Below are 22,005 nucleotides of genomic sequence, written 5' to 3' on the forward strand. Positions count from 1 at the left end.
ATCCGTTAACGTCCCAAGTTCAACATCCATTCCAGATGAGCGTTGCGTACCCTAATCGGGTTCGTTTCGCACCGAAAGGCACCGCCCGCGCATTACACCGCAGTCGTCCTTATTCAGGCCACAAGCCTGAGCCAAGGCGGCCCGCCCGGTAAAAAAGTTCGGATTTGCGGCACTGCCGATTGCCTGATACCCAAAGGCAGCATGCGTTACCGCGCACGCTGTCGACATGGCCCAACGCCCGTGGCCCTGTCACCCGGTTGACTGGCTCAAGCAGGTCGTCAAGTTCAAAGCTCTGGATGGCAGGAGCTCGGTTTTCTTATGTCTCAGGGAAACTGCAGAACCACTGCCACAAAAGACCCTGCTGCGCTCGCAGCGGCGTCAGTGCATCGGTTCGGCGGTAACCCACAACCCGTGGTGAGGTGACCTCGATGGAAATATCAGGTGCAGAAATTGTCACACGCTGTCTGAAGGAAGAAGGCGTCGAATTCGTCTTCGGCTACCCCGGCGGCGCAGTGCTCGAAATCTACGATGCAATTCACAAGCAGGACTTCTTCAAGCATGTGCTGGTGCGCCATGAACAGGCTGCCGTGCATGCGGCTGACGCCTATTCGCGTTCCAGTAACAAGGTCGGCGTCGCACTCTTGACCTCCGGCCCCGGTGCCACCAATGGCATCACCGGCATTGCCACTGCCTATATGGACTCGATCCCGCTGATCGTGATCTCCGGCCAGGTGGGCACGCCGATGATCGGTTCGGACGCCTTCCAGGAAGTCGACATGGTCGGCTGTTCGCGCCCCATCGTGAAGCACAACTTCCTGGTGAAGGATGTGCGCGATCTGGCAGCGACCTTCAAGAAAGCATTCCATATCGCCACGACCGGCCGCCCCGGTCCCGTGGTGATCGACATCCCCAAGGACGTCACCATCCACAAGACCTCCTTCGATTACCCGAAGAGTGTGTCGATCCGCAGCTACAACCCGCCGGTCAAGGGCCATCCCGGCCAGATCAAGAAAGCCGCACAGCTGCTGGCCGATGCCAAGCGCCCGTTCGTGTATGTCGGCGGCGGCGCGGTTATCGGCAATGCCGGTGCGGAAGTCACCGAGCTGGTCAAGTTGCTGAATATCCCGTGCACCAATACCTTGATGGGTCTCGGCGCGCTGGATGGTACCGATCCGAATTTCGTCGGCATGCTGGGCATGCACGGCACCTACGAAGCCAACCTCGCGATGCAGTATTGCGATGTGCTCATTGCTGTTGGCGCGCGTTTTGACGACCGCGTGATTTCGGTGCCGAACCAGTTCCTCTCGCAGGCCAAGAAGATCGTTCACATCGACATCGACCCCTCCTCCATTGCCAAGCGCGTGAAGGTGGATGTGCCCATCGTCGGTGACGTGAAGAGCGTCGTTGGCGATCTGGTGAATCTGCTGAAGGAATCCGGCCAGCGCCCGAACGAGAAGGCACTCGCCGGTTGGTGGGAGCAGATCAACGAATGGCGCAAGCCCAATTCGCTGCTCTACACGCAGGATACCGAGATCATCAAGCCGCAGTATGTCGTGCAGAAGCTCTGGGAAGTCACCGATGGCCAGGCCATCGTTACTTCGGATGTGGGCCAGCATCAGATGTTTGCCGCGCAGTATTACAAGTTCCGTCGCCCCAGACAGTGGATCAACTCGGGTGGTCTGGGTACCATGGGCTTCGGCCTGCCGGCCGCGATGGGCGCACAGATGGCCAACCCCTATGCGCAAGTTGCCTGCATTACCGGTGAAGCGTCGATCCAGATGAACATCCAGGAATTGTCGACCTGCAAGCAGTATCACATCCCGGTGAAGATCGTTAACCTGAACAACCGTTATCTGGGCATGGTGCGGCAGTGGCAGGAATTCTTCTACGGCAACCGATACTCCGAGTCCTATATGGACGCATTGCCAGATTTCGTAAAGCTTGCAGAAGCATACGGCCATATCGGCATGAAAATCGAAAAGCCGTCCGACGTCGAGCCGGCACTGCGTGAAGCCTTCAGCGAGAAATTGAAGGATCGCTTGGTGTTTCTTGATTTCATCACCGACCAGAAGGCCAATGTCTTCCCGATGGTGCAGAACGGCAAGGGGCTGAACCAGATGGATCTGCCGGAACACATGCGCGGCATGCAACAGGTGCCGTTCGAGAACAACCGTGATTACGGCAACCTGTGCTGAGGGGGAAACGAACATGCGACACATTCTTTCCATCCTGATTGAAAACGAAGCCGGCGCGCTTTCGCGCGTCACCGGGCTGTTTTCCGCACGCGGCTACAACATCGATTCACTGACGGTGCAAACGACCGAAGATCCGACCATGAGCCGCATGACCATCGTCACGCACGGCTCGGACGACATCATCGAGCAGATCACCAAGCAGCTGAACAAGCTGGTGGAAGTGGTGAAGGTGATCGACCTGAACGAGGCCGACCACATCGAACGCGAGCTCATGCTGATCAAGGTGCGTGCCACCGGCAAGGAGCGCGACGAAATGAAACGCATGGCGGACATCTTCCGCGGCCGCATCATCGATGTGACCGAGAAGAGTTACACCGTCGAGCTCACCGGCCCGGGAGAGAAGCTGGATGCCTTCATCAAGGCACTGGACCCCGCCACCATTCTGGAAACCGTGCGTACCGGTGCTTCGGGCATCGGTCGCGGCGAACGCATTCTGAAAATCTAAGTGAGGTGTGAGGGCCCGCCCTCGCCTCACGTCTCACACCCACAGGAGTTTTGAAAAATGGCACTGAACGTTTACTACGACAAAGATTGTGATCTCTCCATCATCAAGGGCAAGAAGGTCGCCATCATCGGCTACGGCTCGCAAGGCCATGCCCACGCCTGCAACCTGAAGGATTCCGGCGTTGACGTGACCGTAGGTCTGCGCACCGGCTCCGCGACCGTGAAAAAGGCCGAAGCTCACGGCCTGAAAGTGACCGACGTGAAGACTGCCGTTGCCGGCGCCGACGTGGTGATGATCCTGACTCCGGACGAGTTCCAGTCCCGTCTGTACAAGGAAGAAATCGAGCCGAACATCAAGCAGGGCGCCACCCTGGCCTTTGCACACGGCTTCGCCATCCATTACAACCAGGTTGTTCCGCGCAAGGATCTGGACGTGATCATGGTTGCCCCGAAGGCGCCGGGCCACACCGTTCGTTCCGAATTCGTCCGTGGCGGCGGCGTTCCTGACCTGATCGCGATTTTCCAGGATGCCTCCGGCACCGCCAAGCAAACCGCCCTGTCCTACGCTTCCGGCGTGGGTGGTGGTCGTACCGGTATCATCGAAACCACCTTCAAGGATGAGACTGAAACCGATCTGTTCGGCGAGCAGGCCGTTCTGTGCGGTGGCGCGGTTGAGTTGGTGAAGATGGGCTTCGAAACCCTGGTTGAAGCCGGCTACGCGCCGGAAATGGCCTACTTCGAATGCCTGCACGAACTGAAGCTGATCGTTGACCTGATGTTCGAAGGCGGTATCGCCAACATGAACTACTCGATCTCCAACAACGCCGAATACGGTGAATACGTGACCGGCCCGAAGGTGATTAACGAAGAATCCCGCAAGGCCATGCGCCAGGCGCTGAAGGACATCCAGGACGGCGAATACGCCAAGAAGTTCATCCTGGAAGGCGCGACCAACTACCCGTCCATGACTGCTTACCGCCGCAACAACGCTGCGCACGGCATCGAAGTCACTGGCGCCAAGCTGCGTGCCATGATGCCCTGGATCCAGGCCAACAAGATCGTTGACCAGAGCAAGAACTGATCGGACGTTCTCCCGGTAAAACGGCCAGCTGCAAAGCTGGCCGTTTTTTTGCTCTGCGCAGACTGGGTTGAGGCATGTTGTCACCGGGTGTCCGCTTCCCTGCCGAGGGGGATAGATCAGACCCGCACTCCGATGGCCGAGTGCGGTATCGAGTTCATTTTCCGCAAGTACCCAGCCTGAAACCGAAGGATTGCTGCACGCAACGCAATGGCCAGCGCAGACGACTTGCGCAAAGTGACAGCCTGTTAGCTGCTTCCTTGCTGCAATTATGGCAATCCTGTAAATTCAAGCCGCCGTCATGAGACGGCGGTTTTTTTATGGTGGAATGATTCGTGGTGTTGATGTTCAAGCCGAACTGGCGCTGGCTGATTGCAATTCCCGGGCTGTTATTCCTGGCCTTCGCAGCGCATCACGTCTACCACCATGATCCGTCCATCTATGGCGGGCCGTTTCTGCCGTGCGTGTTTCTGGAGCTGACCGGTTTATGGTGTCCCGGCTGCGGGGCAACGCGGGCCGTGTATGCGCTGATGCACCTGGATCTGGCCGGCGCCTTGCGCATGAATGCGTTTCTGGTGCTGGTGGGGTTTCCTGCGCTGGCGCTGGCGCTGGTAAACCATTTTGGCCCTCGGCGCGTGCTGACGCTGAAAATGGAGGCGCGGGTTTACGCGGTGTTTTTCCTGCTGGCCATGCTGTTCATGGTGCTGCGCAATCTGCCGTTTGCACCGTTCAATATCTTGGCTCCGCACTGATTTACAAGGGTATCTGTCTGAAGCCCTTTGAATATAATGCTTACATGTAAATAGGGAGTAGAGTATGTCGTATTGTCCGAAATGTGGTACCGCCAACCCCGATGGCGCGCAATTCTGCAGCGGCTGTGGCGAGAATCTGGGCGCCACTCCGGTAGCGAGCCAGCCGGCCGCCGTGTCAGCGGCTGCCCCGGCACAGAACCCGTACGTGGCTTCCGCCGCAGCGTCGCAGGCGCCCAAGCAGGAAGTGCCGACCTACCTGCTGCAGTCGATTCTGGTAACGCTGTGCTGCTGCCTGCCGTTCGGTATTGCGTCCATCGTGTTTGCGAGCCAGGTCAATGGCAAGGTCGCCGCAGGTGACATCGAAGGCGCGCTGGAATCTTCGCGCAAGGCCAAGATGTGGGCGTGGATTGGCTTTGGTGCTGGTCTGGTAGTTAATATCGTGGCCGTGCTCATCAATGTTGGTGCTGCTGCTGCCGCTGGCGGTATGTAACAAGCTACTGTGTGACAGCCAGCCTGTCATCAGCCTTTGCCGTGACGGTACGAATACCCCGCTTTGGCGGGGTATTTGCATATAGAGCTTTTGGGTAAAGGGTTTCCCGCTTATAGAGGGTTAGGTATGTCATTTTGTCCAGAATGTGGCGCAAGCAACCCGTCCGAGGCCCGTTTTTGCAGCGCTTGCGGGGGGCCGCTGGGCAGTGTTGCAGCTGCACCGGCACAGCCGCCAGTAGTGGCGAATCCTTATGCGATTTCCAGTTCCGGACGCGAGCTTGGCAGGGGGCGGTGGCAGCAGCCGCGCAATTCCACGCTGGCAATCGTCAGCCTGGTGGCCGGGATTCTGCAGTTGTTCTGCTGTTGTTTTGGCGGGCTGGTTGCGGTGATCTGCGGGCATCTGGCGCGCAGTGAAATCCGCAAGAGCGAAGGTCAGATCCTGGGTGATGGCATGGCGCTGGCCGGGCTGATTCTGGGCTATCTCGGGCTGGCTGGAACGGCAGTCTATTTCCTGCTGGTCTTTATCGGCGTGGCACTCGCGCCACTGGCTAACTGATCCGGTACGAGTGGCCGCACGACGGCCGGAATCATCGGTTACACTTCCGGCATGAATGAGTCTTCGCGCTACCGTCTCTCCCGCCTGTACCGTGTGCTGTCGCACATTGATGGCCGCCTCGGCGAGCCGCTATCGCTGGATGAACTCGCTGGCGTGGCCTGCTATTCGCCTTACCACTTCGACCGCATTTTCCTGCGCTACCGTGGCGTTTCGCCAGCCGAGCACGTGCGTCGCCGCCGCCTGATGCGTGCTGCGCATCGCCTGCGGCACGAGCCCGATTGCCCGATCGGCGACATTGCCAGTGATTGTGGCTACAGCAACCAGGCCAATTTTTCCCGTGCGTTTCAGCAGCACTTCGGCATGAGCCCGCGTGCCTGGCGCAAGGGCGGGTGGCGCGAATACATGCTGCGTCAGGTCGCCGCATACTCTGATGCCGACCGCGCGCTGCACGAGGAATTCGAAGCGCTCACCCAGCGTGATCCGCAGTTGCGACAGCAACTGGCTGCCCGCATGGCGGTGCGCAAGCTGCCGCCGATGCGTACCGTATCGCGCCAGTTTGTCGGCCTGCTCGGGCATGATCTCGTTGCGGCGTGCCGCCAGTATGCGCAGGAATGCCTTGCCGCCGATCCGGACACGCACGACGCCGTGTTCGTTGGCAGCTTCCTGGATGATCCCGGATTCACCGGGCGCGAGCATTTCATTTATGAATTCGGCCTGATCGGCAGTGCAAGCACTGTGGGAATGACGCACGACTACCTGCTGCCCGGTGGCAGCTATGTCTGCCTGGACTGGGAGGGTGTCTGCCCGTGGATGCGCTGGATGTACGAGGACTGGCTGGACCATCATCCGGACTGGACGATGGATAGCCGGCGTCCGCACCTTGAGTTCTACCGTGCCAGTCAGGGCGAGTTTACCGGTGGTACGCTGGCCATTCCGGTAATGCGCAAGGGGGTATAGTGATGCAGCCATTTAAATAAAATGGCTGCATCACTATACCTGTCGTCATGTTGTTTGACGGGGAGTGGGTGTGGCATTTAACAGCGGCCCGGGCAATAAAATGGCAGAATACTGACATAACCCTGAATTTTCACGCAGGGTATCAATGTCAGAACTGAACAGGAAGCCGACACCCATGTTTTGCCCGCACTGTGGTCAGCAAAATGATGACCAGTCCCGTTTTTGCAATCGCTGCGGCGGCAAGCTGCCGAGCGCATCGCTGAGCAACCCCGTCGCCGCGCCCGCGGATGCAGTCAGCTCCGACACCGCCTCGCCCGCTGTCCCCGCTGCCGATGCCAGCGGTAACCCCTACGCCATTTCGGCTGGCGTCGCACAGACCCGGGCCGGCAACCTGCCCGGCGAGGCTGAACCGCATGGTGGCTACGCCGGTTTCTGGGAACGTTTTGCCGCGCACTTCCTCGATAATTTCCTGATTTCCATCGTCGTGTACGGGCTGATTTTCGTCATCCTGCTGGTGATCGGAGTTGGTGTCAGTGCGGACGCCGGCAATTTCAGCGAGGACTCGCTGGGCATCGCCGGCCTGCTGGCTATCGTCGCTGTCGCCATCGTGATTCCCTGGCTGTATTTTGCCCTGATGGAATCCGGCGAAGGCCGCGCAACGCTGGGCAAGCGCGCGCTCGGCCTGGCCGTGCAGCGGCAGGATGGCGAGCGCATCGGCTTTGGCCGCGCCACTGGCCGGCATTTCAGCAAGATGCTGTCATCAATCATGATGATCGGATACCTGATGCAGCCCTTTACCGCGCGCAAGCAGGCGCTGCATGACCTGATTACCGATGTGGTCGTGGTGCGCCAGCGTAAGGATGGCGGCAACAAGGCGCTGGTCTGGGTGATGATCGGCATCGGCGTGTTCTTTGTCCTGATTGCGGTCATCGGCATTCTGGCCGCCATTGCGATCCCCGCGTTTGTCGAATACCAGCAGAAGGCCGCACTGAAAGGCGCGATGAGCGAACTGCGCAACGCCTCGGTCGCCGTGACCTCGTATTACGAAAGCCATGAAGAAGTGCCGGCCTCGCTGGCTGATGCAGGCTATTCGCCACTCAAGGCCGAAGGCTATACGCTGGAGCTGGATCCGGATACCGGCATCCTGACCGCCTCCTTCACCAAGTCCTCCCTCATCGGCAGCAAACTGGAATATGTGCCGAGCCTGGATGATGACGGCAATGTGCAGTGGCAATGTGAAGGAAGTGAAATCCCGGAGGCCAAGCTGCCGGCGGGTTGTGTCGACGTCAAGGTTGCCGATGCACGTCGTGCCGCAGACGAAGAGGCCCGTTCGCAAACCGAATCCGATGCCGCCGCAGAGGAAGAGCCTTACATGGAGCAAGCCCCGGAGGCTTCCGAGGCTGCCGCCGCGCAATAAAGTATGCAGTCTTTATTGGCTGTCAAAAAACCGGAGCCTCATGCTCCGGTTTTTTGTGTTCTCCGAAAAGCAGACGCAAAAAAGCCAAGGTTTTCACCTTGGCTTTTTCAGTATCCTGGTCGGAGTGAGAGGATTCGAACCTCCGGCCTCTACGTCCCGAACGTAGCGCTCTACCAGGCTAAGCTACACTCCGATTTCTCGTCTTGCGACTTGAGGGCTGCATTATGGTAATCCAGCCTCAGGCTGTCAAGAAAATTTTACAGATTCACCTGACTGCCAGTAAAACTCAGTGCTGGCGGTTGACCGCGATGCGGGCGAGTGCGTGCAGTGCCTGCGTGAAAGCGTTATCCGGCAGGCCGGCGAGGCAGGCAATGGCGCGTTCCGATTCGGCCTGTGCCACGGTGCGGGCATAGTCGAGTGCGCCGCTTGTTTGTACGGCATGGAGCACGGCATCGAAGTGGTCGCGGCTGGCCTGCGAAAGCGCGGTCCGAACAACCGAGGCGGCATGCGCGCTGCCGTGGCGCATGACGTGGATCAGCGGCAGCGTCGGCTTGCCCTCAGAGAGATCGTCGCCGAGGTTCTTGCCGATTTCGTCGGCATTGCCGGTGTAGTCGAGCACGTCATCAATGATCTGGAAGGCGGTGCCCAGGTGCATGCCATAGGCTGCAAGCGCAGCTTCGGTCATTCCATCCGCGCCATTGATGATGGCGCCCAGGCGGGCGGCGGCCTCGAACAGCTTGGCCGTCTTGTAGCGGATGACCTGCAGATAGCCTTCTTCGTCGATGTCGGTGTTGCCGATATTCATCAGTTGCAACACTTCGCCTTCGGCAATGATGTTGGTGGCGTCGGCCACGACCGAGAGAATGCGCATCGAATCGCAGCCGACCATCATCTGGAAGGCGCGGCTGTAGAGGAAGTCGCCGACCAGTACGCTGGCGGCATTGCCGAAGAGCGCATTGGCGGTATCGCGGCCACGGCGCAGGCTGGATTCGTCGACCACATCGTCGTGCAGCAGCGTGGCGGTATGGATGAATTCGATGACGGCGGCCAGTTCGCGGTGCTGTTCACCCTGATAGCCGAGTGCACGCGCCGTGAGCAGAACCAGTACCGGGCGCAGGCGTTTGCCGCCCGAGCTGACGATGTATTCCGCTACTTGCCGCACCAGCACCACATCGGAGTGCAGACGGGTGCGGATCAGCTGGTCGACGGCCGGCATTTCGTCGGCAAGCACGGTTTTCACGAACTCCATCGTCACGGATATTCCTCACTGGGCTGCACCGCAGGTGCAGGGGCTGATGATTTCAAAGGCGGAAATCTTACCAGAAAGCGCCCGTCGTCGCTCGGGATCGCCATGTTCGTGATGCCCCGTTGCGGCATAAGTGCTTGACGTGATTGGCAGATGGGGGTAAATTTGCCGGCTTCCCGTATTTGGGAGAACGCTTGCTGTCGCAAACAGCAGGCGATTTTGGGTGACTCTTAACGGAGCTTGTTATGTATGCAGTCGTAAAAACCGGTGGCAAGCAGTACAAAGTTGCAATCGGCGAAAAACTTAAAGTAGAACAGATTGCTGCAGACATCGACAGCCAGATCGTACTGAATGAAGTATTGATGGTGGCAGACGGTGACGCAGTTGTAATTGGTACCCCGGTTGTTGCCGGCGCCGCCATCAAGGCAACCGTGGTTTCCCACGGTCGCGGTGAAAAGGTTCGCATCTTCAAGATGCGCCGCCGCAAGCACTACATGAAGCGCCAGGGCCATCGCCAGAACTACACCGAGATCCGCATCGACGCGATCGAAAAGTAATCTTTAGGAGCTAAGCAACATGGCACACAAGAAAGCTGGCGGTAGTTCCCGTAACGGCCGCGACTCTGAATCGAAACGCCTTGGTATCAAGGTATACGGCGGCGAGCTGATCCCCGCTGGTTCCATCATCGTGCGTCAGCGCGGTACCGAATTCCACGCTGGCGACAACGTCGGCATGGGCAAGGACCACACCCTGTTCGCCAAGGTTGATGGCTATGTACAGTACGCAGTCAAGGGCGCGCTGAAGCGTCGCACCGTGACCGTTGTTCCGTACACTGGCGAAGCCGACGCCGCCTAACAGGCGCACGGCTGCGCTAGCGCGCATGAAGCCCTATTCTGCGGAATAGGGCTTTTTTCTTGGGTCTGGCGCGCCTGTCCGATGGACGGGGCCACACCCGATACGACGCCGCCGCCCGATTGCGGCCGGCCAGGCACCGCAGGTGCGTTTGCAGGATACACAGACCCATGAAATTCATCGACGAAGCACGAATTGAAGTCATTGCCGGCAAGGGCGGCAATGGCTCGGCCAGCATGCGCCGCGAAAAATACATCCCGCGAGGCGGCCCCGATGGCGGCGACGGCGGCAAGGGCGGCTCGGTCTGGGCCGTGGCCGACGAAGGCATCAATACCCTGGTCGAATACCGCTTCGTGAAGAAGTACAAGGCCGCCGATGGCGAAAGCGGCCGTGGCGCTGACCGCTATGGCGCCGGTGGCGAAGACATCGAACTGCGCATGCCGGTAGGCACCGTCATCACGGATAACGAAACCGGCGAGCTGGTGGCCGACCTGACGAAAAATGGCGAGCGCATCTGCATCGCCAAGGGTGGCAACGGCGGCTTCGGCAACCTGCACTTCAAGTCGTCGACCAACCGTGCGCCGCGCCAGACCACGCCTGGGCTGGAAGGCGAACGCCGCGAGCTGAAGCTGGAACTGAAGGTGCTGGCCGATATCGGCCTGCTGGGCATGCCCAACGCCGGCAAGTCCACCTTCATCCGCGCGGTTTCCGCAGCCAAGCCCAAGGTCGCCGATTATCCCTTCACCACGCTGCATCCCAATCTGGGCGTGGTGCGGATCAATGACTCGCGCAGCTTCGTGATCGCCGATATTCCGGGCCTGATCGAAGGAGCTTCTGAAGGCGCGGGCCTCGGCCACCGCTTCCTGAAGCACCTGCAGCGCACCGGCATTCTGCTGCATCTGGTTGATCTGGCGCCGTTTGACGAAGGCGTTGATCCGGTCGCGGAAGCCAAGGCCATTGTCGAAGAGCTGCGCAAGTATGACGAAGAGCTCTATCACAAGCCGCGCTGGCTGGTGCTCAACAAGCTCGACATGATTCCGGAAGACGAGCGCGAGGCGCGCATCGCCGCTTTCCTTGAGGGCTACGGCTGGCAGGCGGGTGATGACAGCGAATACGCAGCCTTTGATCCGGCCCGTCCACGCCTATTCACCATTTCCGGCATGACCGGCGAAGGCTGCCGCGAGCTGACCTACGCGATTGCCGATTACCTCGATGCCGCCAAGGCACTGGCGCGTGCCGAAGACGAGCGCCGCAAGGCCGCAGAAGAAGCCGAGCTGGCCGAGCGCCGCAAGCTGGTGTTCGAGGACGAAGTCGAGGATGACGAAGCCGGCGAAGTCGACGCCGACTGATCCGCGCGTTCACCCCAACAAAAAAGGCTTGCTGTGGCAAGCCTTTTTTGTTGGGTATATTGCCTAAGACTTTTGATATCAAAGGTTTTGGATGCATACCCTTGGGGCTGGCCGATAAGCTCAGGCCTTCTCCAGTACGATACATTGCGATGGCAGCAGGGTAAAAATGCCCGCTAGCAGGATTTTCCAGCCTCGCAGATTGCTTCTTACCGAGAACGCCACATCGTGCTGTTCGACTGTGAATGCAATTCGCTTTGTTTTCGCATTGCGTAAGGCAACTTGCAGTGTGTGCTCGCCCGGTTCAAGAACAAGGCTGAGCGACTGACCATCGGCAATGGTATTCACCACCTTGTCATTGATAAGTACCTGATAGTTTTCCCTGCGATCTGTCAGACCGCTGTCGCGGGTCAGGGTGAGTTGTGGCATATGAGCTTTCCTGTGGTGGTTGCCAAATCGGACTACACCAATTTGCCAAAAAGCAATCTCAGAGTCAATTTCTGGTAAGTATTTGATGGGTTGATTTTGACAGTGAGCAAGGAGTAGGGGGTTGCCTGCCCGGGTTCTGGCGGCTTGGGCAACCAGGGCTTCTGCCATCGCGGTAACGAGAGATTTTAGTAGTGATATTAATGGGGTATTAAGCCAGAGCCCATTTTAAAGAAGGGCTTGCTGGCAATAGATTCATGTGTATTTAGCGGTTTACCGAGCGCGCCATGCGCGCGTAGGTGTGCCGCACGCCGCGGATCGCGATGCTGTAGGCCATGATGTTCTCCGGCAGTGCCATGCCCAGATAACCGGTGTCGCCGATGTGGTGCAGGTCGGCGCCGGCCATTTTGCTCATCAGTGCAATCTGGCGGATGGTCGCGGTGTCCGCGCCTTCCTGTGACGTACCGATTGCCGTCATCGCCAGCGTGCCATGCTGGTGCGCGCAGGCGATCAGCTGGCTGACCACGTCCTGCGACATGCCCGGAATCGTCCCCGGTGCCGGCAGCAGGATGATGTCGGCACCCTGTTCGGCAAACAGGCGCACGTCGTCCGGGCCGATGAGCTGACCGCCGCTTTCGCGCACCATGCCGGCGCCGTGCATCTTGCCGGTGATCAGGATCAGGCGTTCGCCGACTGCCGCGCGGATGGCCTGCAGGGCGCCGGCAATGGCGCGGTTGCTCACGCCGTTGTTCGGGTTGCCGGTCAGCACGATGAACCGTGCGCCCATGTCAGCCAGCCGCAACGCGTTCTTGGGGGTGGCGGCGCGCCCGGCCGTCATCTGCCAGATTTCATCGTGCTGCTGCGCGTGTTCCGGGTCGACGGCTTCCAGATTCACGCCGACGGGACGGCCGGTCAGGCGCTGCAGTTCGCGCAGCATGTTTTCCGGCGCAATGCCGGGCGGCAGGCCCTGAATGGCTGGCTGCAGGGTATCAAACAAATTCAGTAGCAGCAGGTCGGCGCCGTTGGCAGCACTCAACTCGGCATTGCTGATCGTGCCCAGCAGCGGCGGCACAGCGACGATGCTTTCACTGAGCAGCACGCGGCCTTCGCTGGCGCGGATGGCGTAGAGCAGCGCCGCCTTGTCCATGCTGGCAAAGTCGGAGGCGTTGCAGTCGAGCAGGCGTTTGGACATGGTGCTTTTCCTTGTGCAGGGTGAATCAGCGGATACTCGGGTCGGCCATGGTTTCGATGATGGCTTCGCGCACGGCCTGCAGCAGCGCATCGACATCGTCGGCCTGCGTGGCCCAGGAGCACACGAAACGGGCGCCCCCTTCGTTGATGAAGCCGTAGAACGCCCAGCCCATGGCGCTCAGGCGGCGCTGCACGCGGCTGTCGATTCGGGCGAAAACCGCGTTGGCTTCCACCGGAAACAGCAGTTCGATGCCGGGAATCTGGCGAAAGCCCTCGGCGAGCCGTGTCGCCATCGCATTGGCGTGCGCGGCATGGCGTAGCCAGATGCCGTCCTTCAGGACGCCAACCCACGGCGCCGACAGGTAGCGCATTTTCGACGCCAGCTGGCCGGCCTGCTTGCAGCGGTAGGCAAAGTCTTCCGACAGGCTGCGGTCGAAAAACACGATGGCCTCGCCCACGGGCATGCCGAGTTTTGTGCCCCCCAGCGACAGCACTTCCACGCCGGCCTGCCAGCTCAGTGCGGCCGGGCTGCAGCCGAGGCTGGCGCAGGCATTGGCAAAACGCGCGCCGTCCATGTGGACGTGCAGGCCGTGGCGTCGCGCGTGGGCGCTCAGTTCGGCTACTTCAGAGGGTGCGTAGACTGTGCCGCTTTCCGTCGACTGCGTGATCGTCACCACCTTGGGCTTCGGGTAATGGATGTCGCTGCGGCGTGCCACCAGCCGGTCGATTTCATCCGGCCAGAGCTTGCCGTTCGGCCCGCGCCCCAGCAGCAGCTTGGTGCCATTGGAGAAAAACTCCGGCCCGCCACACTCGTCGGTTTCCACGTGCGCCTGCTCGTGGCAGATCACGCTGTGGTAGCTCTGGCACAGCGACGCCAGCGCCAGCGAATTGGCCGCCGTGCCGTTGAATACGAAAAAGACGTCGGCATCGGGGTGCTCGAATGTCTGGCGGATGGCATCCGCAGCCTGCACCGTCCAGTCATCCTGCCCGTAGGAGGCATGGCAGCCCGCGTTGGCCTGCAAAAAGGCATCAAGGGCTTCGGGGCAGATGCCTGCGGTGTTGTCGCTGGCGAAGTCGTAGCGCATGGGGATCTCCTGCTGCATGGTGCTGGGGCTGCATGGCGGGATCGCCGCCAGAAAGTTTGCAGAAATTATAAACCGGCTTGCTACTGGGCAGGATCGGGAGAAACCGCAGCAGTGGTAGCCGTGGATTCCTACTCTCACAGAAGCGTCGCTGAGCGCCGATGAAGTGTTCCAATTCCTCGGCGACGGCTTGCGGATTGCATTGCAGCAAGGCATGCGGGCCGGCCAGAGTCCTTGTCTGCAGTCGTTCGCCCGCAAGAAGGCTGATAGGTTTGTCTGCCGAGGCTGGGACCAGTCTGTCTGCGTTACCGCGGAGTGACAGAATCGGGCAGCGGATTTGTTCAAGTGCAGCACTTGCGTCGATTTCACTTACTTCATGAAGTCGTTTCCGGATGAGCTGGTCTGGCAAGCTGGTGAGTATGGGCGCCAATTTTGCTGCTATGGGCAGATTGGCTTGATTGACCAGCATGGCGAGCATCGCGCCGTGCGGCATATGGCTGAATGGCAGGTAGTCGATTGCCCTTTTGAACAATCCAAGCATGACGCTCGGATTGCGAACGAAGGTGCAGCAGAGGATCAAGCCCTGAACCTGCTCCGGCCTGCTTGCTGCGACCTGCATGGCAATTGGCCCGGAAAACGATTCACCAAGGACAAATATCGGCTTGTCGTTCGGCAGGTTGTCCAGCACCAACTGGCCCAGTTCTGAGTAGCCTAGGGATGCATCAACAGGATAGTTCTGAATCAGCGGCTTAATGAATGGTGGCAGTTGCTCAAGGAGTGGTTCAAACAGCTGGCCTGTGCCATCAAGTCCAGGGAGCAAAAGCAGGGTGATTGCTTCTGTGTCTCTGCTGCGTTGCCTTGAATCCTGAATCATTCTGTGACACCAGTGGAGCCTTTCATTCTCTCCCCTAATTTAACGATTACAAGTTGGCGGGCCTAAATGAAAAACGGCAGGAAAAGGCATGCCCCGCAGATCATCCACAGCCGGTCGGCGAGGCGGGCGCGCTGGCAGAGTTGCACATGCTCCGTTGTCGGGAACTGCCGCCAGGCGCCGCTTTTCAGGATGGGCGGGACATCCTTCAGCGCCTGGAATGGCTGGTCGAGGTTGACGCGGTAGTCGTGCGGATCATATTCGAGCAGGCCGGGATAATGATCACGGATGATGTCGTGCAGCTTGTTGAGGTAGTAGAAATAAGCCAGCACGCCGAAGGCGGTGCCAAACAGGCAGACGGGCATCAGGTAATCGAGCAGGAACTGGTGCAGCATGGGGTGCCATTGCAAATGGAATTCGGGGCAGTTTACCCATGGGTGCTACGAGGCAACAAGCAGGCGGAGGCATGTCGTAAGCGCACGGAATTGGTCATATTGCGGCAGAAGCGGTAAAGGGTAGGCAAGCTGATATAATGCAGGGTTTGCAGTGGCGGCGCTGGCGCCGTACGAGGATGAGCCCCATGAAAATACTGGTGACCGGCAGCGCCGGCTTTATCGGCATGCACCTGAGCGAGCGTCTGCTCGCGCTCGGCCACCAGGTTGTGGGCATCGACAACTGCAACGATTACTATGACCCGGCATTGAAAACGGCGCGGCTGGCGCGCCTCGAGGGTCAGGCCAACTACCGTTTCATCCGGCAGGACGTGGCCGACGATGCCACCCGGATGCTGATCCGCGATGGGGGCTTTGATGCGGTCGTGCATCTCGCCGCGCAGGCCGGGGTGCGTTATTCCCTGCAGCAGCCACTGGCCTACAGCGCGTCGAATCTCACCGGCTTTACGCAAATTCTGGAAGGCTGCCGCCACGGCAAAGTCGGCCACCTGATCTTCGCGAGCTCGTCGAGCGTGTACGGCGGCAACCGCAAGTTGCCGTTTGCGGAAACCGACCCGACCGACCATCCGGTGAGCTTCTACGCCGCGACCAAGAAGGCCAACGAGGGCATGGCGCACTCCTACGCCCACCTCTACGGCCTGCCGGTGACCGGCTTGCGCTTCTTTACCGTCTACGGCCCCTGGGGCCGACCGGACATGGCCTATTTCAGCTTCGCGCAGAAGATCATGCGCGGCGAGGCCATCGACGTCTACAACCACGGACAGATGCGCCGCGACTTTACCTACATCGACGACATTGTCGAAGGCATCGTGCGCCTGTTGCCGCTACCGCCGCAGGCAGACCCGGCCTTCGATGTGCTCAAGCCGGTGAACGGCAGCAGCTGGGCACCGTATCGCATCCTGAATATCGGCGGCAGCAATCCGGTGAACCTGATGGATTTCATCGGAACGCTCGAAAAGCATCTTGGTCGCGAGGCCAGCAAGCGCTTCCTGCCGATGCAGGATGGCGACGTGCTGGAAACCGCCGCCGACACCAGTGCGCTGACCCGCGTGATCGGTGAAGTGAATCCGGTCAATATCGATGAAGGGTTGCGCCGCTTTGTGGTCTGGTTCAAGGATTTCTACGGTGTCTGAGCGCCTCATCGTCGCCAGCCCGCTGCCGCGCCCGCAGGTCAAGCGCGCGCTGGTGATCAAGCTGCGCCACCACGGTGACGTATTGCTCGCCAGCCCAGTAATCGCGGAACTTGCAGCGCAATACCCCGAGGCCGAGATCGACGCGCTGGTGTACCACGACACGCGCGAGATGCTCAGCCTGCATCCGGGGCTCGCACAACTGCACACCATCGGCCGCGACTGGCGCACGCTGAACCCGACCGCCCAACTCAGGCGCTGGTGGCCGCTGTTCCGGACGCTGAAAGCGCGCAAATACGATCTGATCGTGAATCTCACCGATCACTGGCACGGTGCAAGATTGGCGCGCTGGCTGAAACCGGCGATTGCCGTCGCCCCGAAGGCGCAGCGCGACAGCAAGTGGGCTGACCGCGCGTGGAAGAAATCCTTTACCCACCTGTTCCCGATTCCGCGCGGCAATACGCGCCACACGGTGGAAATGCACCTCGACGCGCTGCGCCGCATCGGCATCCAGCCAGTCAAAAAGGCGCTGCAATTTGTCGCCGGCGAAGCGGCAGACGTCAGCGTCGCAATGAAACTGGCCGCCGCCGGCGTCGAAGCCAAACGCTTCATCCTGATCCACCCGACCTCGCGCTGGCTGTTCAAGACTTGGCCAGTAGCGCACATGGCGGCACTGATTGATGCGCTCACTGCACGCGGCGAGCAGGTGGTGCTGTCGGCCGCGCCGGCCAAGGCGGAAATGGACTGGGTCGCGCAACTGAACGCGGCACTCGCCCGCCCGGTGGCGCTGGATCTGTCCGGACAACTCAACCTGAAAGAACTTGGCGCACTGATCGCATCAGCACGCGCCTTTGTCGGCGTCGATTCGGTGCCGATGCACCTGGCCGCGGCGCTGCAGACCCCGACCGTCGCGCTATTCGGCCCGTCCGGCAATATCGAATGGGGGCCGTGGCAGGTGCCGCATCGCCTGCTCACCGCCGATTTCCCCTGCCGTCCCTGCGGCCAGGACGGTTGCGGCGGCGGCAAGGTCAGCGATTGCTTGGCCGCCATCGCGCCCACTAGCGTGCTTGCAGCACTCGATGAGTTACTTGCAAAGGTGCCACGATGATCCGACTGGCCATTGTCCGACAGAAATACAACCCACACGGCGGCGCGGAACGCTTTGTCTCTCGCGCACTGAAAACCCTGTGTCAGCGTCAGGCGCTCGATGTCACTTTGCTGACCCGTGACTGGCAGGATAGCGGTGGCTGGCACTGCGAAAAGCTGCGCCCCTTCCATCTGGGCCGCGCCTGGCGCGAGAAGGCTTTTGCCCACGCGGCGCAGAAACAATTCCACCGTTTCGATCTGGTGCAAAGCCACGAGCGCATTCCTGGCTGCGACATTTTCCGCGCCGGCGACGGTGTGCATGCCGTGTGGCTCGAACAGTACGCCCGCACGCAGACGCCGCTGGCCAACCGGCTGCGCGGCTACAGTCCTTTTCACCGTCACATTCTGGCCGCAGAGCGCGCCATGTTTGCCGACCCGAAGCTGAAGATGGTGATCTGCAATTCGGAACTGGTGAGGCGGCAGATTGCCACCCGTTTCCACGTGCCGGCTGACAAGCTGTGCGTGATCTATAACGGTGTCGACACGGAGGCGTTCAGTCCGAAGGTTGCCGAGAAATACCGTTATATCCAGCGCCAGGCCTGGGGTATTCCGCAACATGCACCGCTGCTGGCCTACGTCGGCTCCGGCTATGAGCGCAAAGGGGTATCAGTCTGCTTGCAAGTTATTGCAAGGGCTGCAGACACATACCTTGTTATTGCCGGGCACGACAAGGCACGCAAGCGCTACGAACAGCAGGCAGCGGCACTGGGTGTGAGCGAACGCGTGCGCTTCCTCGGCGCGGTCAACGACGTGAAGCCGGTTTACGGCGCCGCCGATGCGCTGATCCTGCCGACGCTGTACGATCCCTTCCCGAATGTCTGCGTCGAAGCGCTCGCCTGCGGACTACCGGTGTTCACCAGCACGATGTGTGGCGCGGCGGAATGGATTGCGGAAGGCGACAACGGCTGGGTTCGCGATGCGCTGGATGTCGACGGCTTTGCCGCAGCGCTCATTGACTGGCTGAATCGCCGCGCTGACTGGCCGGCATTGCGCGCCAACGCGCGCGCAACCGCCAAACCCTTTACCCTTGAGCGCATGGGACAGGAGCTCGAAGCCCTGTATGCGAGCCTGCTGATAACGGAACAAGACGAATGAGCCATACCCCGAGCGCGCCGCACGCGCTGCGCATCCTGCACACCGAGTCCTCCTGCGGCTGGGGCGGTCAGGAAATCCGCATCCTGACGGAAGCCGCCGGCATGATCGCGCGCGGCCACGCCGCCACCATTCTTGCCTGCCCGGATTCGAACATCGCCAAGGCGGCCAAACAGCGTGGCATTCCGGTGGTCGAGCTGCCGATCTTCAAGAAGCGTCTGTCTAGCCTGTGGGCAATGCGCCAGTACCTGGCCCGGCACGCACAGGACTTCGACGTGATCAACACGCACAGCTCGACCGACGCCTGGCTGATCGCGCTGGCTGGCCTCACGGTTTACGGCATGCCGCCGGTAGTGCGCACGCGGCATGTGTCGACCGCGATCAACAATCTGCCCTTCACGCGCTGGCTGTATCTGCAGGCCACCCGCCACATCGTCACCACCGGCGAAAAACTGCGCCAGACGCTGCATGCGGACAACCGCTATCCGCTGGAACACATGGTGTCGATTCCGACCGGCATCGACCTCACGCGCTACTGCCCCGGGGACCGCGTCGCGCAGCGCGCCAAGCTCGGTCTTGCTGATCGCCCGACGCTGGGCATCGTTGCCACGCTGCGCAGCTGGAAAGGCCACTGCGACCTGCTGCCGGTGTGGGCAAAGCTGCAGACGCGCTTTCCCGACTGGCAACTGGTGATCTGCGGCGATGGCCCGCAGCGCGAAAACCTCGAGAAACAGACCTCTGATCTGGGCATCGCGGATTCGGTGCGCTTTGTCGGCAACCGCGAGGACGTCGAGCAATGGCTGCAGGCCTTTGATCTGTTCACCCTGCCGTCCTACGGCAACGAGGGCGTGCCGCAGGGGCTGATGCAGGCGATGGCTAGCCGCCTGCCGGTGGTGTCGACCACGGTCGGCGCCATTGCCGAAGCGGTCATCGACGGCGAAACGGGCTATCTGGTCGCGCCGCGCCAGCTCGACCAACTGGAAGCCGCACTGGCGAAACTGATGGGCGATGCGGATTTGCGTGAACAGATGGCCAACGCGGCACTGGCTCGCGCGCAGGCGCGCTTTGGCAGCGAGCATATGCTCGACGCAATGACCGTGGTGTTCGACAACGCCATCAAGGCTGGTGCATGAGCCGAGCGGCCGGTCGCTTGCTACTCTTTGCCCGGGCGCTGCCGCGCTTTGCCGGGCAACTGCTCGCGCGCCTTGCGGGCCAACGCCAGCGGCCCGCTGAAATCCGCCGCATCCTGATCGCGCACCATCTGCTGCTGGGCGATACGCTGATGCTGACCGCGCTGCTGGCGGCACTTCGCCAAGGGTATCCGTCTGCAACCCTTTGCATGACTTGTCCGCAGGCCATTACCCCCCTGTATGCCGGCAAGCCCTATGGCGTCGAGGTGATCGCCTTCGACCCGCGCCAGTCCGGAACCATCAAGGCAGTACTGGCCAGTGGCCCCTACGATCTGGCCATCGTTCCCGGCGACAACCGCCACGCCTGGCTGGCGCTGGCGGCTGGCAGCCGCTGGATCATCGCACACGCCGACGACACGCCGGCGTGGAAAAACTGGCCGGTCGACGAAGCCATGCCCTTCCCCGATAGGCCGACCGCCTGGGGCGACATGGCCGCGCAACTGGGCGGGGGTGACGGCAGCCTGCGCTACCGGCTCAACGACTGGCCGACGCCTGCCGCCAAACCGTTCGATGCTCCGCGCCAGCCCTATGTGGTACTGCACCCTGGCGCATCGACGCCGCTGAAAAACTGGTCTTCTGATCGCTGGGCGCAGCTTGCCGCCTGGCTGGTGCAGCAGGGCTATCAGCCAGTCTGGAGCGCAGGCGCGAAGGAAACCGCGCTGATCGACGCCGCCGATCCGCAAAAACTGTATCCGAGTTTTGCCGGCCAGCTCGATCTGGCGCAACTGTGGCAATTGCTCGCCGGTGCCGCCGCACTGGTCTGCCCCGATACCGGCGTCGCGCATCTGGGGCGGCTGACCGGCACGCCGACGCTCGCGCTGTTCGGCCCCGGCAACGCGCTGATCAGTGGGGCAGGGCAATTCTGGGCGGACAGCCCCTTTGTCGCGCTGACCGAAACAGAGATTGCCTGTCGCAACCAGACCATCCTGTTCCGCCGCCACAGGGACTGGATCCGCCGCTGCGGACGCAGCACGCGCGAATGCCAGAAGGCCGTGTGCATGGATGCGCTTGATCTCGACAGGGTCAAGCAGGCCCTGGCTAGCCTGCTGCAACACCAGGAGGCGCTGACATGCGCATCCTGATGTGCTGCCCGCTGGCGACCGGCACCAGCAAGAACGGCCGCGATCTTGGCGTGGCCTTCAGTCAGCTGGGGCACGAAGTGGCGTATGTCGACATGGACTGGCGCATGCCGCTCTACCGCTATCTGCCGCGCAAGCTGCGTCCGGCCGGCTGGCAGCAGCGTGACGACGAAGCCTTCAACCGGCACATCGAAGCCGTCGCCAGGCAGTTCAAGCCGGAGCTGTTTTTCTGCGTAAAGCCGCTGCGACTGCAGCCGGAAACGCTGGCGTTTTTGCGCAAGGCGGGCATTCGCACCGCCGGCTACTGGATCGACGACCCGCTCGATTTTGATCGCTCGATCATCAATGCGCCGCATTTCGAGCTGTATTTCACCAATGACCGCGGCAGTGTCGCGACTTATGCGCGGCACGGCGTGAGCGCGCAGCATCTGCCTTCCGCCGTGAACCTCGCCGACTTCCAGCCGCTGGAGCTGCCAATCAAATATCCGCTGAGCTTTCTCGGCACCCAGGGCGAATACCGGCAGGGTATTCTCAACCGTATCCCGCAGCCGGTGCACGCCTTTGGCCCCGGCTGGGACAAGGCGCGCGGCACGAACATCATCGACCACCCGCCGGCCTTCGGTACTGATACGGCAAAGGTCTATGCGCAAAGCGCGGTCAACCTGAACATCCACAACTGGCAGGGCGTCGGCGGCGCGCTGAACCTGCGCCTCTTTGAAGTGCCGGCCTGCGGCGCGTTGCTCCTGACCGACTGGGTGGCGGAAATTGCTGATTACTTCACACCCGGGGAACATCTGCTGGTCTGGCGTGACGAAAACGAGCTGCATGAACTCGCCGCGCGCTACAGTACCGACCTTGCAGCTGGCCGGCAAATTGCCGCTACCGGGCTGGCGCACGTGCGCGCCCACCATCATTACGGCATCCGTTGCCGGCAGATTCTGGAGCTGCTCTGAC

Annotated in this window: 23 protein-coding genes, 1 tRNA gene and 1 pseudogene; 18 read left to right on the forward strand and 7 right to left on the reverse strand. The window is 60.9% G+C overall.

Going from position 1 to position 22,005, the window contains the following annotated elements:
• Nucleotides 1–428: 428 nt before the first annotated feature.
• The 9 genes and pseudogenes from ilvB (at nt 429) to H559_RS21720 (ending at nt 7,948) form a co-directional block, all read left to right on the forward strand.
• On the forward strand, nt 429–2,195 hold the full coding sequence (gene ilvB / locus H559_RS0110330) for a biosynthetic-type acetolactate synthase large subunit (protein WP_028452645.1): 1,767 nt from the start codon (nt 429–431) through the stop codon (nt 2,193–2,195).
• A 13-nt stretch (nt 2,196–2,208) separates the two neighbouring features.
• On the forward strand, nt 2,209–2,700 hold the full coding sequence (ilvN, locus tag H559_RS0110335) for an acetolactate synthase small subunit (RefSeq protein ID WP_028452646.1): 492 nt from the start codon (nt 2,209–2,211) through the stop codon (nt 2,698–2,700).
• 63 nt (nt 2,701–2,763) lie between these two features.
• On the forward strand, nt 2,764–3,780 hold the full coding sequence (gene ilvC / locus H559_RS0110340; protein WP_028452647.1) for a ketol-acid reductoisomerase: 1,017 nt from the start codon (nt 2,764–2,766) through the stop codon (nt 3,778–3,780).
• Nucleotides 3,781–4,121: 341 nt separating this feature from the next.
• Nucleotides 4,122–4,529: a DUF2752 domain-containing protein gene (locus H559_RS19865; RefSeq protein ID WP_051279272.1), complete on the forward strand. Its 408-nt coding sequence runs from the start codon at nt 4,122–4,124 to the stop codon at nt 4,527–4,529.
• 64 nt (nt 4,530–4,593) lie between these two features.
• Nucleotides 4,594–5,019, forward strand: coding sequence for a CD225/dispanin family protein (locus H559_RS0110350; protein WP_081413002.1), 426 nt, complete (start codon nt 4,594–4,596; stop codon nt 5,017–5,019).
• Nucleotides 5,020–5,145: 126 nt separating this feature from the next.
• A pseudogene (locus H559_RS23390) lies at nt 5,146–5,214 on the forward strand (zinc-ribbon domain-containing protein); the annotation flags it as partial.
• A 42-nt stretch (nt 5,215–5,256) separates the two neighbouring features.
• Nucleotides 5,257–5,574, forward strand: a complete 318-nt coding sequence (locus H559_RS0110355) for a DUF4190 domain-containing protein (protein WP_245579362.1) — start codon at nt 5,257–5,259, stop codon at nt 5,572–5,574.
• A 51-nt stretch (nt 5,575–5,625) separates the two neighbouring features.
• Nucleotides 5,626–6,531, forward strand: a complete 906-nt coding sequence (locus H559_RS0110360) for a helix-turn-helix domain-containing protein (protein ID WP_028452650.1) — start codon at nt 5,626–5,628, stop codon at nt 6,529–6,531.
• A gap of 145 nt (nt 6,532–6,676) precedes the next feature.
• Complete coding sequence (locus H559_RS21720; RefSeq protein WP_081412995.1) at nt 6,677–7,948, forward strand: RDD family protein; 1,272 nt, start codon at nt 6,677–6,679, stop codon at nt 7,946–7,948.
• A gap of 116 nt (nt 7,949–8,064) precedes the next feature.
• Here the strand turns inward: H559_RS21720 and H559_RS0110370 are convergent.
• Nucleotides 8,065–8,141, reverse strand: a tRNA-Pro gene (locus H559_RS0110370).
• Between the two features lie 93 nt (nt 8,142–8,234).
• Nucleotides 8,235–9,197, reverse strand: coding sequence for an octaprenyl diphosphate synthase (gene ispB / locus H559_RS0110375; protein ID WP_028452651.1), 963 nt, complete (start codon nt 9,195–9,197; stop codon nt 8,235–8,237).
• Nucleotides 9,198–9,439: 242 nt separating this feature from the next.
• On the opposite strand from ispB, the gene rplU reads away from it, so the two are divergent.
• From rplU to obgE, 3 genes are all read left to right on the forward strand, one after another.
• Complete coding sequence (gene rplU, locus H559_RS0110380; RefSeq protein WP_028452652.1) at nt 9,440–9,751, forward strand: 50S ribosomal protein L21; 312 nt, start codon at nt 9,440–9,442, stop codon at nt 9,749–9,751.
• Between the two features lie 19 nt (nt 9,752–9,770).
• Complete coding sequence (rpmA, locus tag H559_RS0110385; protein ID WP_028452653.1) at nt 9,771–10,049, forward strand: 50S ribosomal protein L27; 279 nt, start codon at nt 9,771–9,773, stop codon at nt 10,047–10,049.
• A gap of 167 nt (nt 10,050–10,216) precedes the next feature.
• Nucleotides 10,217–11,395 (forward strand): GTPase ObgE, encoded by a 1,179-nt coding sequence (obgE, locus tag H559_RS19875; protein ID WP_051279275.1) that lies wholly within the window; start codon nt 10,217–10,219, stop codon nt 11,393–11,395.
• Nucleotides 11,396–11,515: 120 nt separating this feature from the next.
• On the opposite strand, the gene H559_RS22670 is transcribed toward obgE, so the two are convergent.
• From H559_RS22670 to H559_RS0110415, 5 genes are all read right to left on the reverse strand, one after another.
• A complete protein-coding gene (locus H559_RS22670; protein ID WP_155845373.1) occupies nt 11,516–11,989 on the reverse strand; it encodes a hypothetical protein in 474 nt (157 codons plus the stop codon).
• A gap of 94 nt (nt 11,990–12,083) precedes the next feature.
• Nucleotides 12,084–13,010 carry a DUF7916 family protein gene (locus H559_RS0110400; RefSeq protein ID WP_028452655.1) on the reverse strand — a complete coding sequence of 309 codons (927 nt, stop codon included), beginning with the start codon at nt 13,008–13,010 and terminating at the stop codon, nt 12,084–12,086.
• A gap of 25 nt (nt 13,011–13,035) precedes the next feature.
• A complete protein-coding gene (locus H559_RS0110405; protein ID WP_211230924.1) occupies nt 13,036–14,094 on the reverse strand; it encodes a threonine aldolase family protein in 1,059 nt (352 codons plus the stop codon).
• Entirely contained in the window at nt 14,039–14,965 is a 927-nt protein-coding gene (locus H559_RS19880) for an alpha/beta fold hydrolase (protein WP_051279277.1), read from the reverse strand. Before H559_RS19880 ends, H559_RS0110405 begins: the two co-directional genes overlap by 56 nt.
• A gap of 62 nt (nt 14,966–15,027) precedes the next feature.
• A complete protein-coding gene (locus H559_RS0110415) occupies nt 15,028–15,357 on the reverse strand; it encodes a hypothetical protein (protein WP_028452657.1) in 330 nt (109 codons plus the stop codon).
• Nucleotides 15,358–15,542: 185 nt separating this feature from the next.
• On the opposite strand from H559_RS0110415, the gene H559_RS0110420 reads away from it, so the two are divergent.
• From H559_RS0110420 to H559_RS0110445, 6 genes are read left to right on the forward strand one after another with little or no spacing between them, the layout of a single operon-like run.
• Nucleotides 15,543–16,547: an NAD-dependent epimerase gene (locus H559_RS0110420; RefSeq protein ID WP_028452658.1), complete on the forward strand. Its 1,005-nt coding sequence runs from the start codon at nt 15,543–15,545 to the stop codon at nt 16,545–16,547.
• Nucleotides 16,540–17,652, forward strand: a complete 1,113-nt coding sequence (gene rfaQ / locus H559_RS0110425; protein WP_245579363.1) for a putative lipopolysaccharide heptosyltransferase III — start codon at nt 16,540–16,542, stop codon at nt 17,650–17,652. Before H559_RS0110420 ends, rfaQ begins: the two co-directional genes overlap by 8 nt.
• The gene (locus H559_RS0110430) at nt 17,649–18,785 is read left to right on the forward strand and encodes a glycosyltransferase family 4 protein (RefSeq protein ID WP_034640760.1); all 1,137 of its coding nucleotides are present in this window, start codon (nt 17,649–17,651) and stop codon (nt 18,783–18,785) included. The genes rfaQ and H559_RS0110430 overlap by 4 nt, the downstream gene beginning before the upstream one ends.
• Nucleotides 18,782–19,915, forward strand: a complete 1,134-nt coding sequence (locus H559_RS0110435) for a glycosyltransferase family 4 protein (RefSeq protein WP_028452661.1) — start codon at nt 18,782–18,784, stop codon at nt 19,913–19,915. Before H559_RS0110430 ends, H559_RS0110435 begins: the two co-directional genes overlap by 4 nt.
• Nucleotides 19,912–21,054, forward strand: coding sequence for a glycosyltransferase family 9 protein (locus tag H559_RS0110440; protein ID WP_028452662.1), 1,143 nt, complete (start codon nt 19,912–19,914; stop codon nt 21,052–21,054). The genes H559_RS0110435 and H559_RS0110440 overlap by 4 nt, the downstream gene beginning before the upstream one ends.
• Nucleotides 21,042–22,004 (forward strand): CgeB family protein, encoded by a 963-nt coding sequence (locus H559_RS0110445; protein ID WP_028452663.1) that lies wholly within the window; start codon nt 21,042–21,044, stop codon nt 22,002–22,004. The genes H559_RS0110440 and H559_RS0110445 overlap by 13 nt, the downstream gene beginning before the upstream one ends.
• Nucleotide 22,005 lies beyond the last annotated feature (1 nt).

Origin of the sequence: Chitinilyticum aquatile DSM 21506 (assembly GCF_000430805.1) — a bacterium.
GTDB classification, from domain to species: Bacteria; Pseudomonadota; Gammaproteobacteria; order Burkholderiales; family Chitinibacteraceae; genus Chitinilyticum; species Chitinilyticum aquatile.

Excerpts from the sequence above, each read along its gene's own strand:
- ilvB (WP_028452645.1), top strand. The coding sequence starts at position 429 with ATGGAAATATCAGGTGCAGAAATTGTCACACGCTGTCTGAAGGAAGAA.
- ilvN (WP_028452646.1), top strand. The coding sequence starts at position 2,209 with ATGCGACACATTCTTTCCATCCTGATTGAAAACGAAGCCGGCGCGCTT.
- H559_RS19865 (WP_051279272.1), top strand. The coding sequence starts at position 4,122 with ATGTTCAAGCCGAACTGGCGCTGGCTGATTGCAATTCCCGGGCTGTTA.
- H559_RS0110350 (WP_081413002.1), top strand. The coding sequence starts at position 4,594 with ATGTCGTATTGTCCGAAATGTGGTACCGCCAACCCCGATGGCGCGCAA.
- H559_RS0110360 (WP_028452650.1), top strand. The coding sequence starts at position 5,626 with ATGAATGAGTCTTCGCGCTACCGTCTCTCCCGCCTGTACCGTGTGCTG.
- H559_RS21720 (WP_081412995.1), top strand. The coding sequence starts at position 6,677 with ATGTCAGAACTGAACAGGAAGCCGACACCCATGTTTTGCCCGCACTGT.
- ispB (WP_028452651.1), bottom strand. The coding sequence starts at position 9,197 with ATGGAGTTCGTGAAAACCGTGCTTGCCGACGAAATGCCGGCCGTCGAC.
- rplU (WP_028452652.1), top strand. The coding sequence starts at position 9,440 with ATGTATGCAGTCGTAAAAACCGGTGGCAAGCAGTACAAAGTTGCAATC.
- rpmA (WP_028452653.1), top strand. The coding sequence starts at position 9,771 with ATGGCACACAAGAAAGCTGGCGGTAGTTCCCGTAACGGCCGCGACTCT.
- obgE (WP_051279275.1), top strand. The coding sequence starts at position 10,217 with ATGAAATTCATCGACGAAGCACGAATTGAAGTCATTGCCGGCAAGGGC.
- H559_RS22670 (WP_155845373.1), bottom strand. The coding sequence starts at position 11,989 with ATGGCAGAAGCCCTGGTTGCCCAAGCCGCCAGAACCCGGGCAGGCAAC.
- H559_RS0110400 (WP_028452655.1), bottom strand. The coding sequence starts at position 13,010 with ATGTCCAAACGCCTGCTCGACTGCAACGCCTCCGACTTTGCCAGCATG.
- H559_RS0110405 (WP_211230924.1), bottom strand. The coding sequence starts at position 14,094 with ATGCGCTACGACTTCGCCAGCGACAACACCGCAGGCATCTGCCCCGAA.
- H559_RS19880 (WP_051279277.1), bottom strand. The coding sequence starts at position 14,965 with ATGATTCAGGATTCAAGGCAACGCAGCAGAGACACAGAAGCAATCACC.
- H559_RS0110415 (WP_028452657.1), bottom strand. The coding sequence starts at position 15,357 with ATGCTGCACCAGTTCCTGCTCGATTACCTGATGCCCGTCTGCCTGTTT.
- H559_RS0110420 (WP_028452658.1), top strand. The coding sequence starts at position 15,543 with ATGAAAATACTGGTGACCGGCAGCGCCGGCTTTATCGGCATGCACCTG.
- H559_RS0110430 (WP_034640760.1), top strand. The coding sequence starts at position 17,649 with ATGATCCGACTGGCCATTGTCCGACAGAAATACAACCCACACGGCGGC.
- H559_RS0110435 (WP_028452661.1), top strand. The coding sequence starts at position 18,782 with ATGAGCCATACCCCGAGCGCGCCGCACGCGCTGCGCATCCTGCACACC.
- H559_RS0110440 (WP_028452662.1), top strand. The coding sequence starts at position 19,912 with ATGAGCCGAGCGGCCGGTCGCTTGCTACTCTTTGCCCGGGCGCTGCCG.
- H559_RS0110445 (WP_028452663.1), top strand. The coding sequence starts at position 21,042 with ATGCGCATCCTGATGTGCTGCCCGCTGGCGACCGGCACCAGCAAGAAC.